The sequence below is a fragment of the Cellulomonas cellasea genome (assembly GCF_006538745.1).
Taxonomy (GTDB): domain Bacteria; phylum Actinomycetota; class Actinomycetes; order Actinomycetales; family Cellulomonadaceae; genus Cellulomonas_A; species Cellulomonas_A cellasea.
In genome coordinates this window covers 80,248-92,799 of sequence record NZ_BJLR01000022.1, presented here as the reverse complement: position 1 = coordinate 92,799, position 12,552 = coordinate 80,248, and the positions used below count along the sequence as shown (strand labels likewise).

Annotated in this window: 11 protein-coding genes; 7 read left to right on the top strand and 4 right to left on the bottom strand. The window is 75.2% G+C overall.

Annotated features, from left to right (window positions below; genetic code table 11):
- The first annotated feature begins 140 nt into the window (after positions 1-140).
- Positions 141-611 carry an SsrA-binding protein SmpB gene (smpB, locus tag CCE01nite_RS12615; RefSeq protein ID WP_034624648.1) on the top strand — a complete coding sequence of 157 codons (471 nt, stop codon included), beginning with the start codon at positions 141-143 and terminating at the stop codon, positions 609-611.
- A 124-nt stretch (positions 612-735) separates the two neighbouring features.
- Here smpB and CCE01nite_RS12610 read toward each other — a convergent pair whose 3' ends face one another.
- The 4 genes from CCE01nite_RS12610 to CCE01nite_RS12595 form a co-directional block, all read right to left on the bottom strand.
- The gene (locus CCE01nite_RS12610; protein WP_034624649.1) at positions 736-2,859 is read right to left on the bottom strand and encodes a thioredoxin domain-containing protein; all 2,124 of its coding nucleotides are present in this window, start codon (positions 2,857-2,859) and stop codon (positions 736-738) included.
- A gap of 159 nt (positions 2,860-3,018) precedes the next feature.
- Complete coding sequence (locus CCE01nite_RS12605) at positions 3,019-3,519, bottom strand: DoxX family protein (protein WP_052103347.1); 501 nt, start codon at positions 3,517-3,519, stop codon at positions 3,019-3,021.
- A 195-nt stretch (positions 3,520-3,714) separates the two neighbouring features.
- A complete protein-coding gene (locus CCE01nite_RS12600; RefSeq protein WP_307722741.1) occupies positions 3,715-4,272 on the bottom strand; it encodes a MarR family winged helix-turn-helix transcriptional regulator in 558 nt (185 codons plus the stop codon).
- Between the two features lie 145 nt (positions 4,273-4,417).
- Positions 4,418-5,251, bottom strand: a complete 834-nt coding sequence (locus tag CCE01nite_RS12595) for an alpha/beta fold hydrolase (RefSeq protein ID WP_034624650.1) — start codon at positions 5,249-5,251, stop codon at positions 4,418-4,420.
- Between the two features lie 247 nt (positions 5,252-5,498).
- Between CCE01nite_RS12595 and CCE01nite_RS22400 the strand changes: the two genes are divergently transcribed.
- From CCE01nite_RS22400 to CCE01nite_RS12565, 6 genes are all read left to right on the top strand, one after another.
- Positions 5,499-6,311 carry a lytic polysaccharide monooxygenase gene (locus CCE01nite_RS22400; RefSeq protein ID WP_052103350.1) on the top strand — a complete coding sequence of 271 codons (813 nt, stop codon included), beginning with the start codon at positions 5,499-5,501 and terminating at the stop codon, positions 6,309-6,311.
- A 184-nt stretch (positions 6,312-6,495) separates the two neighbouring features.
- Positions 6,496-7,551: an ATP-dependent DNA ligase gene (locus CCE01nite_RS12585; RefSeq protein ID WP_034624651.1), complete on the top strand. Its 1,056-nt coding sequence runs from the start codon at positions 6,496-6,498 to the stop codon at positions 7,549-7,551.
- A 138-nt stretch (positions 7,552-7,689) separates the two neighbouring features.
- Positions 7,690-9,180, top strand: a complete 1,491-nt coding sequence (locus tag CCE01nite_RS12580) for an aldehyde dehydrogenase family protein (RefSeq protein WP_211254497.1) — start codon at positions 7,690-7,692, stop codon at positions 9,178-9,180.
- Complete coding sequence (locus CCE01nite_RS12575; RefSeq protein ID WP_084142412.1) at positions 9,177-10,922, top strand: RecQ family ATP-dependent DNA helicase; 1,746 nt, start codon at positions 9,177-9,179, stop codon at positions 10,920-10,922. The genes CCE01nite_RS12580 and CCE01nite_RS12575 overlap by 4 nt, the downstream gene beginning before the upstream one ends.
- Positions 10,919-11,794, top strand: a complete 876-nt coding sequence (locus tag CCE01nite_RS12570) for an alpha/beta fold hydrolase (protein WP_052103352.1) — start codon at positions 10,919-10,921, stop codon at positions 11,792-11,794. The genes CCE01nite_RS12575 and CCE01nite_RS12570 overlap by 4 nt, the downstream gene beginning before the upstream one ends.
- Positions 11,791-12,498 (top strand): esterase/lipase family protein, encoded by a 708-nt coding sequence (locus CCE01nite_RS12565; RefSeq protein ID WP_052103375.1) that lies wholly within the window; start codon positions 11,791-11,793, stop codon positions 12,496-12,498. Before CCE01nite_RS12570 ends, CCE01nite_RS12565 begins: the two co-directional genes overlap by 4 nt.
- Positions 12,499-12,552 lie beyond the last annotated feature (54 nt).

The window sequence follows — 12,552 nt, the reverse complement described above, 5'->3', positions numbered from 1 at the left end:
CCGGCGGGCGTCCGGCGGGCTCGTCGGTCGGCCGGCGCGCCCGGGTGGTCGCGGTAATCCCTGCGGGCGGATCCCGGCTCGCGGGGTAGGCTCGACGACCGGCGAATCCGCCGACGTCCGTGAGCGAGAGGGTTGCCGTCATGGCGAAGGACACGGGGCGCAAGCTCGTCGCGTCCAACAAGAAGGCGCGCCACGACTACCTGATCGAGGACGTCTTCGAGGCGGGGCTCGTGCTCAGCGGGACCGAGGTCAAGGCGCTGCGCGCCGGGCGCGCCTCGCTGATCGACGGCTGGTGCGAGATCACCGACGGCGAGGCGTGGCTCGAGGGCGTGCACATCCCCGAGTACACGCAGGGCACGTGGACCAACCACGCGCCGCGGCGCAAGCGCAAGCTCCTGCTGCACCGCACCGAGATCGACCGGCTCTCGTCGAAGACGCGCGAGAAGGGCCAGACGATCGTCCCGCTCGCGCTGTACTTCCTCGACGGGCGCGCGAAGGTCGAGATCGCGCTCGCGCGCGGCAAGAAGGAGTACGACAAGCGCCAGGCGCTGCGCGAGCGGCAGGACAACCTCGAGGCCCAGCGCGCGGTGCGGGAGAAGCGCGACCGCTGAGTCGGCCGGGGCGACGCCCGGGCGCAGGACGGTCTGGCCCGCGGGGACGCGCCCGGCGGCAGCCGTCGGGCGCAGGCGCTCGCTCGCCCGCCACGCCTCCCGCCGGGGTCGGCTCCAACCCCGCTCAGGCGGGTCGCGCGCCCAGCGAGCGGCGCAGCGCCTCGGCGTCGGTGACCGGCAGGTCGCACACGAAGCCGCGGCACACGTACGCCGTGGGGCGCCCGTCCCGCAGGGTGCGGTCGCGCAGCAACGGGACGGTGTGCTCGCCCGCCGCGGCCGCATCGTCCCCCTCAGGCGACCCCGGCGTCCCAGCCTGCGCTGGGAAGGCGGAGTCGCCGCCGCCCACGGCCACGATCGCCCCCGGTGCGAGCCCCGCGCGGGCCGCCGTGACGAGCGCATGTGTCGCCGGGTCGTCCGGGTGCCCGACGACGGCGACCTCGCGCGGGCCGTCGAGCACCGCCTCGGCGAGCGCGAGCGGCCAGCCCGTCGCGCGCGGGAAGCGTCCGGAGACGGCCAGCGGACGGTCGAGCGCGTGCTCGGCGGCCTCGCGGTGCTCGGCGGAGCCGCTCAGCGCGGCATAGGTCAGGAGCGCGCCGGCCGCGGCCGACGGTCCCGACGGTGACGGGCCGTCCGCGATCTCCTGCGGACGCTGCAGCCGCGCCAGCACGGCGTCGGTCTCGTCGTCGGCGGTGTCCCAGAAGCTGCCCGCGTCGTCCCGGAAGTGCGCGAGCACCGTCCCGAGCAGTGCGCCGGCACGCTCGAACCAGACCGGGTCGCCGGTCGCGGAGAACAGCGTGAGGTAGCCCTCGGCGACGTCGGCGTAGTCGGCGAGCACACCGGGGGAGCGGCCGACGACGCCGTCGCGCGACGTGCGGGCCAGGCGCGGGCCGGTCGCGCCCTCGCGGACGTGCAGCGACCACAGCAGCTCGGCGGCGCGCGTCGCGGCGTCGACCCACTCGGGCCGGTCGAGCAGCGCACCGGCGTCGGCGAGGCCCGCGATCGCGAGCCCGTTCCACGCCGCGACGACCTTGTCGTCCCGACCGGGCTGCGGGCGCTGGTCCCGGGCCTCGAGGAGACGCGCGCGCACGTCGTCGAACCGGCCGCGCTCGCCCGGCGCGGGGTCGGTGCGCAGCTCGAGGACCGACGTCCCGTGCTCGAACGTGCCCTCCGGCGTGACGCCGAACAGCTCCGCGGCCCACGCGCCGTCCTCCGCCCCGAGGACGTCGACGAGGTCCTGCGGCGTCCACACGTACGTCAGACCCTCGACGCCCTGGGTGTCCGCGTCGAGCGACGCCGCGAACCCGCCCTCGGGCGTGCGCATCTCGCGCAGCAGCCACCCGGCGGCGCCCTCGACGACCCGCCGCGCGAGCTCCGAGCCCGTCGCGCGCCACCAGTGCGCGTAGACGCGCAGCAGCTCGGCGTTGTCGTCGAGCATCTTCTCGAAGTGCGGCACCGTCCACGTCGCGTCGACCGAGTACCGCGCGAAGCCGCCGCCGAGCTGGTCCGCCATGCCGCCACGCGCCATCGCCTCGAGGGTGCCCTCGGCCATCGCGAGAGCACGCTCGTCGCCCGTGCGGGCGTGCCGGCGCAGGAGCCACTCGAGCACCATCGACGGCGGGAACTTCGGTGCGCCGCCGAAGCCGCCGGACCGCGCGTCGTACTGGGTCGCCAGCGCGTCGAGCGCCGTCGCCGTCCTCCCCTCGAGGGTCTCGTGCGCGAGCGCGGCCGGGACCCCGGCGCCCGCGGGCGTCGCGGAGGCGAGCGCGTCGCGCAACGCAGTGGCGTTGTGCTCGATGTCGTGGCGCTGCTCGGTCCACGCCTGCCCGATCGCCTGGAGCACCTGCGGGAACGACGGCATGCCGCCCACCGGGCGCGGCGGGTAGTACGTGCCGCAGAAGAACGGCTCGCCGTCGGGCGTCGCGAAGACCGTCATGGGCCAGCCGCCCTGGCCGGTCATCGCCTGCGTGGCCGACATGTACACGGCGTCGACGTCGGGGCGCTCCTCGCGGTCGACCTTGACGGCGACGAAGCCTCGGTTCATCAGCAGCGCCGTCGCCTCGTCCTCGAAGGACTCGTGGGCCATGACGTGGCACCAGTGGCACGCGGCGTACCCGACGGAGATCAGCAGGGGCACGTCGCGCCGGCGCGCCTCCGCGAACGCCTCGTCGCCCCACTCGTACCAGTCGACGGGGTTGTCGCGGTGCTGCTGGAGGTAGGGGCTCGTGCTCGCTGCGAGTCGGTTCGCCACGGGGGTCCTTCGCGTCGTCGTCCGCCGTGCAGGCCGGTCCGTCCCACCGTCGCACGCGCGCGTCCGGCGTGCACCGGCACGGGCAGGTCTCGTGTGCGACGGCCCCGGCGGTTGTCGTGTCCGCCGGCGCCGGCGCCGGCGCCGGAGACGGCGATCCGGTCAGCGCGCGGCGGACGCCTTCGCGCGGTGCTCACGCCACGCACGCCACGCACCCGTCGACCACAGCGCCCAGACCACGAGCAGCGGCTGGAAGAGCAGCCGCACCGCCCGCGCGGCGTCGGAGTCGAGGCCGAACGCGTCCGTGCGCGTCACGAGCTGGGAGATGTTGCCGGGGAAGATGGCGACGAAGAACGCGGCGACGACCCACCCGACCACCGCCCGGTGCCGGCCGCCGACCGCGATCAGCGCCGCCCCGAGCGCGACCTCGACGACGCCCGACGCCACGACGACGGTGTCCGGGTCGAGCGGGACCCACGTCGGCACCTGGGCCCGGAACTCCTCGCGGGCCGTCGTGAGATGGCTGATCCCGGCGAACGCGAGGAACGCCCCGAGCGCGAGGCGGCCCGCGGTCCGGGGGCGCGTGCGGGTCGACGCCGGCTGCGCGGCCCAGGCGGGTGGGCCCCCGTGAGCGTCGTGGGTGCGGGCGGGGTGCGCGGCCATGTCCGGCCCTTCGTCGACGGGGTGGCCAGGCCACGGTAGGTGGCCGACTGCTCGCGTGCCGACTGCGGGCGCGCCCGTGATCGCGGCCTGCGCGACTCACGCGGGCAGGCGCCGCGGTGAGGCGGCGGCGACCGTCAGGGTCGGGGGAGAGCCCGCCCGCCGGTGCGCTCGCGCCCCCGCCCCCGGTGCCCGCGGTCAGTGCGCGGCGCGCAGCGTGTTCGCGCTGACCTTGTGCAGCAGCCGGCGCAGGTCCGCGGACTCCTCGGGCGTGAGGTCGAGGGCCGCGCCGATCGCGTCGGGCACCTGCGTGCTGCGCTCCTGCAGCTCGGCGCCCTTGGCGGTGAGCGAGACCAGGACCGAGCGCTCGTCGTCGGCGCGGCGGCGGCGGTCGACCAGGCCGGCGGCCTCGAGCCGCTTGAGCAGGGGCGAGAGGGTCCCGTAGTCGAGCTGGATCTCGTCGACGAGCTCGCGGACGGTGCGCTCGCCCTGGCACCACAGCACGCGCATCACGAGGTACTGCGGGTAGGTGAGGCCGAGCGCGTCGAGCAGCGGCCGGTAGACCGAGGTGAGGTTGCGCGACGCGGAGTAGATGTCGAAGCAGATCATCGCCTCGAGTGCGCCCGGCACGTCCTCGTCGGCCCCGGGCGGCGGTGCGTCCGGTCGTGCGCCGTCGGCCCGTGACCGGCGCGTGCGTGTGCTGTGCGTCGTGGCGTCGTCGCTCACTGCTCGCCCACCCCCCGTGGTCGCGCTCACGACCCCACCGTGCCGGACGGGACGTCGCGCAGGCGGCTGAGCCGCGACGGGATCGCCCCGGAGGGCAGGGTGGTGGTCATGTCGTCTCCATCGTAGGTGGCCGACGCGGAGGCGGCCCGGTCACCCGGGCCGCCCCCGCGGTGCGTCAGCTCGCGAGGAAGGCGAGCAGCGCCTCGTTGACCTCGTCCGGGTGCGTCGCGAGCAGGCCGTGCGGCGCGCCCTCGATCTCAACGTAGGTCGCCTCGGGCAGGCGCTTGCGGAACTCCCGCGCGGTGGCGTCGATCGGCAGGATGCGGTCGCCGGTGCCGTGCAGGATGAGCGAGGGCACGTCGACCTTCTCGATGTCGGCACGGAAGTCCGTGAGCCAGCTCGAGACGACCGCGTAGGCGGCGATCGGCGCGGACGACGCGGCGACGTTCCAGCTGCCGCGGACCGCGGCCTCGCTCAGGCGCGAGCCGAGGTTCTCGTCGAGGTTGTAGAAGTCGGCGAAGAAGTTGTCGAACCACGCGTGGCGGTCCTTCGTCGCGGCCTCGCGGATGCCCTCGAACACCGTGCCGGGGACGCCCGTCGGGTTGTCGTCCGTCTGCAGCAGGAACGGCTCGAGCGACGCGAGGAACGCGGCCTTCGCGACGCGCGCCGAGCCGTAGGTGCCGAGGTAGCGGCCGACCTCGCCGGTGCCCATCGAGAAGCCGACGAGCACGACGTCGTTGAGGTTCAGGGTCTCCAGGACCGTGTTGAGGTCCGCGGCGAACGTGTCGTAGTCGTACCCGCTCGTGACCTTGCTCGACTTCCCGAAGCCGCGGCGGTCGTACGTGATGACGCGGAAACCGTTGTCGAGGAGGGCCGCGGTCTGCTTCTCCCACGAGTGCCCGTCGAGCGGGTAGCCGTGGATGAGCACGACGGGCTGACCGGTGCCGTGGTCCTCGTAGTACAGCTCGATGTCCGTGGAGTTCTCGGTGCCGACGGTGATGAAGCCCATGGTGCGTCTCCTCGTGGTGATCGGTGGTCCTGCTGCGGTGCCCGGTCGGGCCGGTGCAACGGACACAACTGTATCGCGCACAAGGTGACCGTCAAGCCCTCTCGGGTGAACGGCCGGCGAACAGCCGGTGCTTGCGCTCGCGGCCTCGTCGCGCGACCCTGGAGGGGACGGGTTAGTAAGCACTGTGTACAAATAGGCCCGTCCGACTCATCCTGGTTCGACCCCCGAGCAGAGAGCGAGAGTCCCGATGAAGCGATTCCGCGAACGTTGTGTGCGCGCCGTCCTCGTCGGCGGGCTGGTGGGGGCGCTGGCCGTCCCCGTCGGGCTCGCGACGAGCGCCGGCGCGCACGGCTGGGTCACGTCACCCCCGAGCCGGCAGGACCACTGCAGGACGGGCGCCGCGCCCTTCGACTGCGGGCAGGTGCGGTACGAGCCGCAGAGCGTCGAGGCGCCCAAGGGCTCGATGCGCTGCAGCGGCGGCAACGCGCAGTTCGCCGTGCTCGACGACGCGAGCAAGCCGTGGCCCGTGACGTCCGTCGGGCGCTCGGTCACGTTCCAGTGGAAGCTCACCGCCGCGCACAACACGAGCACGTGGGAGTACTTCGTCGACGGCGTGCTGCACCGCACGTTCGACCAGGGCGGTGCGCAGCCGTCCGCGACGATCAGCCACACGCTCACGGACCTGCCGACCGGGCGGCACACGGTGCTCGCGCGGTGGAACGTCTCGAACACCGCGATGGCGTTCTACAGCTGCGTCGACCTGCAGGTCGGCGGCGGCACGACGACGCCCAGCCCGACACCGACGCCCAGCCCGACGCCGACGAGCCCGACGCCCACGCCGACCCCGACGCCGACCGACCCCGGTACCTGCGCCGCGACGCCGTGGTCCGCCGCGGCGGTCTACACGGGCGGCGCACGCGTCTCCTACGCCGGCCGCACCTGGCAGGCGCAGTGGTGGACGCAGGGCGAGGCGCCGCGCGCGAGCGACTGGGGCGTGTGGAAGGACCTCGGGGCGTGCGCGACGACGGCGGTGCGGACCGCGCGGACGACGGTCGCCTGACGCGTCGGGCACGTCCTGCTCCGCGGCGGGCCGGGTTCCTGACCCGGCCCGCCGCGGGGCGACGCCGTCCGACCCGTGCTCGCCGTCCGGCTGGTGCGCGCCCGCCCGGGTCGCTCGCGACGTCCGGCCCGGGCCCGCGGCCGCGACGCTGGCCGCCCCCGGGTGCGCGGGCCACACTGACGGCATGCGCCTGCCCGTGATGCCGCCCGTGGACCCGATGCTCGCGAAGTCCGTGCCGACGATCCCCGCGGGCCGGTGGTACGAGCCCAAGTGGGACGGCTTCCGCGCGATCGTGTTCCGCGACGGCGACGAGGTCGAGATCGGCAGCCGCAACACCAAGCCGATGCAGCGGTACTTCCCCGAGGTCGTGCAGTACGCGCTCGATCACCTGCCGGAGCGGTGCGTGGTCGACGGCGAGATCGTCGTGCCGTCCGCGACGACCGGCGGGCTCGACTGGGACGCGCTCCAGCAGCGCGTGCACCCCGCCGCGTCGCGGGTGCAGCTCCTCGCGAAGGAGACGCCCGCGATGCTGGTGCTCTTCGACGTGCTCGCGCTGGGTGACGACGACCTGACCAGCCGCCCGTACGTCGAGCGGCGCCGGGTCCTCGAGGGGCTCGTGCGCGGGAGCGGGCCGGTGTACGTCACGCCGTCGACCGACGACGCCGCCGTCGCGCAGGACTGGTTCCAGCAGTTCGAGGGCGCGGGGCTCGACGGCGTCGTCGCGAAGGGTCCGGACACCGTCTACGAGCCGGGCAAGCGCGTCATGCAGAAGATCAAGCACGAGCGCACCGCCGACTGCGTCGTCGCCGGGTACCGCCCGCACACGTCGGGCGACGACGCGCTCGGGTCGCTGCTGCTCGGGCTCTACCGGCCCGACGGCGTCCTGGCGTCCGTCGGGGTCGCGGCGTCGTTCACCATGGCGCGCCGCCGGGAGCTCGTGACCGAGCTCGCGCCGCTCGTGACGGACCTCGCGACGCACCCGTGGGGCGGCGAGCCGACCGGGCGCACCCCGCGCAAGGGCGAGACGAGCCGGTGGAACAGCGGCAAGGACCTGTCGTTCGTGCCGCTGCGGCCCGAGCGGGTGGTCGAGGTCGCGTACGACCACCTCGAGGGCGACCGGTTCCGGCACACGACGCAGTTCCGGCGCTGGCGCACCGACCGCGACCCGGCGTCGTGCACGTACTCCCAGCTCGAGGAGCCGGTGCGGTTCGCGCTCGCGGACGTGCTCGCCGCGGGCTGACGGACCGCGGCGCCGCCCGTCCGGGTCGCACCGGTGGCGGAGCAGGGCCGTCTCGGCGACGCTCGTGCGAGCAGCACCGCACGGACCGGTCGGGACACGAGCCGGGTCCGCGCCCACCGAGCCCGATCGGAGCCCTCCGTGACCCTGACCTCGCCCGCACCCGCCGCCGACGCCACGACCGCCGCCGGGTCGTCGACCCCGCGCCTCGCCACCCACTACGTCGACGGCGAGCACGTGACGGGCACGGGGGAGCGTGAGGTCGGGCGGGTGAGCCCGGTGACGGGCGAGCCGAGCCTCGTGCTCGTGCCCGCGACGCCCGACGAGGTCGACGCCGCCGTGGCCGCCGCGGACCGCGCCCGCACGGCGTGGCGCCGGACGTCGCCGGGGGACCGTGCCGCCGCGCTGCGAACGGCCGCCGCGGCGGTCCGCGCGGCTGCGGACGAGCTCGGCGCGGCGCTGACCGCGAGCACCGGGCGCCTGCTCGGCCAGTCGACGGGCTCGGCGCTCGTCGCTGCCGAGATCCTCGAGGAGGCCGCCACGACGGGCCTCGGCGCGACGGGGCGCACGCTGGCCGGATCGACCACCGCGGTCGATGTCGTGCGCCGCGAGCCCCACGGCGTCGTCGCGGTCATCACGCCCTGGAACGACCCGTACCCTGCCGCCGCCGGGCTCATCGCGGCGGCGCTCGTGACCGGCAACACGGTCGTCCACAAGCCGTCCGAGCGCAGCGCGCTGCCCGGGTGGGAGCTCGGCCGCACCATCGCCGAGGCCCTGCCCGCGGGCGTGCTCAACGTCGTCAACGGCGACGGGGAGACCGGGCAGGCGATCGTCGCCGACCCGCGCGTCGCCCTCGTCGCGCAGGTCGGCAGCTCCGCGACCGGGCGCCGCATCGCGGCCGTCGCGGGGGCGCGGGGCGCACGCGTCCTGCGGGAGAACGGCGGCAAGGACCCGATCGTGGTCGACGCAGGCGTCGACCCGGCGTGGGCCGCGCAGCAGATCAGCATCGGCGCGTTCGTCAACACGGGCCAGCTCTGCACCTCGGTCGAGCGCGTCTACCTGCACGAGGACGTCGCGGACGCCGTCGTCACCGAGCTCGTCGCGATCGCCGAGGGCATGAAGGTCGGGGCGCCCGACGACGACGCCACCGACCTGGGCCCGCTCGTCGACGCCCAGCAGCTCGCGGTCGTCGAGGCGCACGTCGACGCGGCGGTCCGCTCGGGGGCGGAGCTGCGCACCGGCGGCCTGCGGCTCGACGGGCCGGGCGCGTTCTACCCGCCGACCGTGCTCGAGGGGTGCACCGTGGACATGGACGTCATGACCGAGGAGACGTTCGGCCCGGTCGCGGCGATCACCCGGGTGCCCGACTTCGACACGGGTCTCGCGCTGGCCAACGAGGGCCGGTACGGGCTCGCGGCGACGGTCCTGACGCCGCGCCTCGACCACGCGCTGCTCGCCGCCGAGGAGCTCGAGGTCGGCACGGTCAAGATCAACGCGGTCTTCGGGGGCGCACCCGGCGGCTCGGCCGACCCGCGCCGCGACAGCGGGGCCGGCGCCGGGTACGGGCCCGACCTGCTCGCGGCGATGACCGTGCTCAAGGCCGTGCACCTCGAGCCCGCGGTCGTCGCATGAGCGGGCATACCGGGGCCAGCACCCGCGACGACGCGACGGACGACACCCACGCCGCCGTCACGCCGCTGCCCACGCCGTCCGCGCAGCTCGACGCGGCGGTGCAGCGGGTGCTCGGCGCGGACGCGCGGCTGCGGGAGTCCCAGCGCGACGCGCTCGACGGGCTGCGCGAGCGCGACACCCTGCTCGTCGCCCGGTCCGGCGCCGGCAAGACCGCGGTCTACGCGATCTCGACGCTCCTCACCGGCCGGCTCACCGTCGTCGTCTCCCCGCTCCTCGCCCTGCAGCGCGACCAGGTCACCGCGCTGCGCGAGGCCGGGCTGCGCGCCGAGGCCGTGAGCTCCGCCCGCACCGCGCGCCAGCAGCGCCAGGCGCTCGAGCTCGCCGCCGCGGGCGAGCTCGACGTGCTGCTGCTCGCCCCCGAGCAGCTGGTCCGCTCGGCGGTGATCGACCAGCTCGTGACCGCCGACGTCGGGCTCGTGGTCGTCGACGAGGCGCACTGCGTCGCGGAGTGGGGTCACGACTTCCGACCCGACTACCTGCAGATCGGCGCGGCCGTCGAGCGCCTCGGTCGCCCGCGGGTCCTCGCGATGACCGCGACCGCGTCGCCGCACGTGCGCGACGAGATCGTCGAGCGCCTCGCGATGCACGAGCCGCGCGTGCTCGTGCACGACGCCGACCGGCCCAACATCTGGCTCGGCGCGCACCACGCCGCGACCGAGCCCGAGCGCGACCAGCGGGTCGTCGCCTGGGTGCTCGAGCAGGAGGGTTCGGGCATCGTCTACGGGCGGACCCGCACGCACGTCGAGGCGCTCGCGGCCGCCCTCGCGGACGCCGGCAGGCCCGCGCTGGTCTACCACGCGGGGCTCCGGGCGGCCGACCGCTCCGCCGCCCAGGACGCGTTCCTGCGCGGCGACGCCGACCTCGTCGTCGCGACCAGCGCGTTCGGGATGGGCGTCGACCGGCTCGACGTGCGCTTCGTCGTGCACGCGGGCCCGTCGCCGTCGCTCGACGCGTACTACCAGGAGGTCGGGCGCGCGGGGCGCGACGAGGAGCCCGCGACCGCGGTGCTGTTCACACGGCCCGACGACTTCGGGCTCAACCACTACCTGCGCTCGGGCGGCGGTCCGAAGCCCGAGACGGTCCGCAAGGTGCTGCGCGAGCTCGCGAAGGAGCCGGCCACGCGCGACGAGCTCGTCGAGCGGACCGGGCTCACCAGCCGGACGCTCTCGCGCGTGCTCGGGGCGCTGCTCGGAGTCGAGGCCGTCCACCCGGACGGCGACCTGCTGCGTGCGGGCGACCTCACCCCGGCCAGGGCGCTCAAGGCCGTGACCGAGCGGCGCGAGCGGCTCCAGGAGATCGACACCACGCGCGTCGAGCTCGTCCGCACCTACGCGGACGCGACCGACTGCCGGCGTCGCCTGCTCCTCGAGCTGCTCGGCGAGGCGCACCCCGAGCAGTGCGGCCGGTGCGACAACTGCGAGCAGGGCACGTCGCTCGACGTCGCCGAGTCCCGGCTGCGCACGGGGGAGCACGTCGAGCACACCGAGTTCGGGACCGGCGTCGTGTCGGTCGTGGAGGCCGAGCGCGTGACCGTGCTCTTCGACGAGCGCGGGTACGTCACGCTCGACACCACGATCGCGCTCGACTCGGGGATCCTCACGGTCGTGCCCGGGCCGTCCGGTGCCGCCGTCGTGGGTGACGCGATGTCCGAGCCGCCCGTCGCCGAGGCGGGAGCCGCGTGACGGGCCTGCGGACGGCCGCGGACGAGCCGGTCGACTCCACCGGCACCGACGCCCTCGAGCGTGCGGACGCGCTGCTCGCCGGTGATGACGCACGCGCGCTGCACCGCGGGGCCCCGCGGGTGTCGACCACCCCCCGCCGGACGACGGTCACGCTCGGGGGCGCGGCCGAGGTCGTCGCGACCGAGCTCGGGGACCCGGACGCCCCCGGCCCGACCCTCGTGCTCGTGCACGGGATCGGTGTCTCCGGCCGGTACTTCGCACCGCTCGCCGACCTCCTGGGGGGCGAGCACCGCGTGCTGATCCCCGATCTGCCCGGGTTCGGTCGTTCGCCCCGGCTCAACCAGCGCCCGTCGGTCGAGAGCATGGCCGTGACCCTGCGCGACTACCTGCGCGCCGCGGACCTGGACCGGCCCGTGCTCGTCGGGCACTCGATGGGCGCCCAGGTGGTCGTCGAGGCCATGCGGCAGGCGCCCGGTGCCGCCGGGCGCGGCGTGTGCATCGGCACCGTGATCGACAGCGCCGCGCGCAACCCCGTGCGCCAGGCGCTGCGGCTCGCGCGCGACGGCCTGCACGAGCCGGTGCGGGCGAACGCGATCATCACCTCCGACTACCTGCGTGCGGGCCCCCGCTGGTACACGGCGATGCTCCGGCCGATGCTCGGCTACGCGACCGAGGACGCCGCCGCGCAGGTGACCGACGAGCTGCTGTTCGTGCGCGGCGAGAAGGACCCGATCTGCACGCGGCGCTGGCAGGACGAGCTGGCGGCGGCCGCCCCACGCGGGCGCAGTGCGGAGATCGCCGGCGCCGGGCACGTCGCGATGTACACGCACCCCGAGGCGGTCGCCGAGCTGTGCACGGGGGAGGCACCGTGAGCCCGTCGTCGGTGCTGGGCGTCCTCCGCAAGGGCGCATGGTGGGCCGCCGACTACGCCTACGTGTCGTGGTGGCAAGTTGCCGGGCTCGTGCGCCGCGCGAGCGCCGACGACTGGCTGCACCCGGAGCCGCGCGTCGAGCCGGACGTGCTCCTGCTGCCGGGCGTGTACGAGACGTGGAAGTTCATGCACCCGCTCGCCCGCGCGCTGCACGACCGCGGCCACGCGGTGCACGTCGTCGACCAGCTCGGCTTCAACGCCGGCGCGATCCCGGCCGCCGCGGACCTGGTCGCCGAGCAGATCCTCGCCGAGGACCTCCGTGACGTCGTGATCGTGGCGCACAGCAAGGGCGGGCTCATCGGCAAGACCGTCATGGGCCGCCCCGACGTGGGGGACCGCGTCGCCGGGATGGTCGCGATCAACACCCCGTTCGCCGGCTCGCCGTACGCGCGCTGGATCCCGCTGCGCAGCGTCCGGACGTTCCTGCCGACCGACGAGGTGCTGACCGCGCTGCAGGCGCAGCAGGTCCCGAACCACCGCATCACGAGCGTCTACACCCGGTTCGACCCGCACATCCCCGGCGGCAGCGAGCTCGTCGGCGCGCACAACGTGCAGCTCGCGACGCCCGGGCACTTCCGGGTGCTGAGCGACCCGGAGCTCGTGCCGCTGCTCGTCGAGGAGCTCGCGCGCCGCGTGCCGCGGTGACGTCGTCGGTGCGGAGCGCCCCTCGGCTGTCGCGCCGGGGTCGTCGCTCCCCGT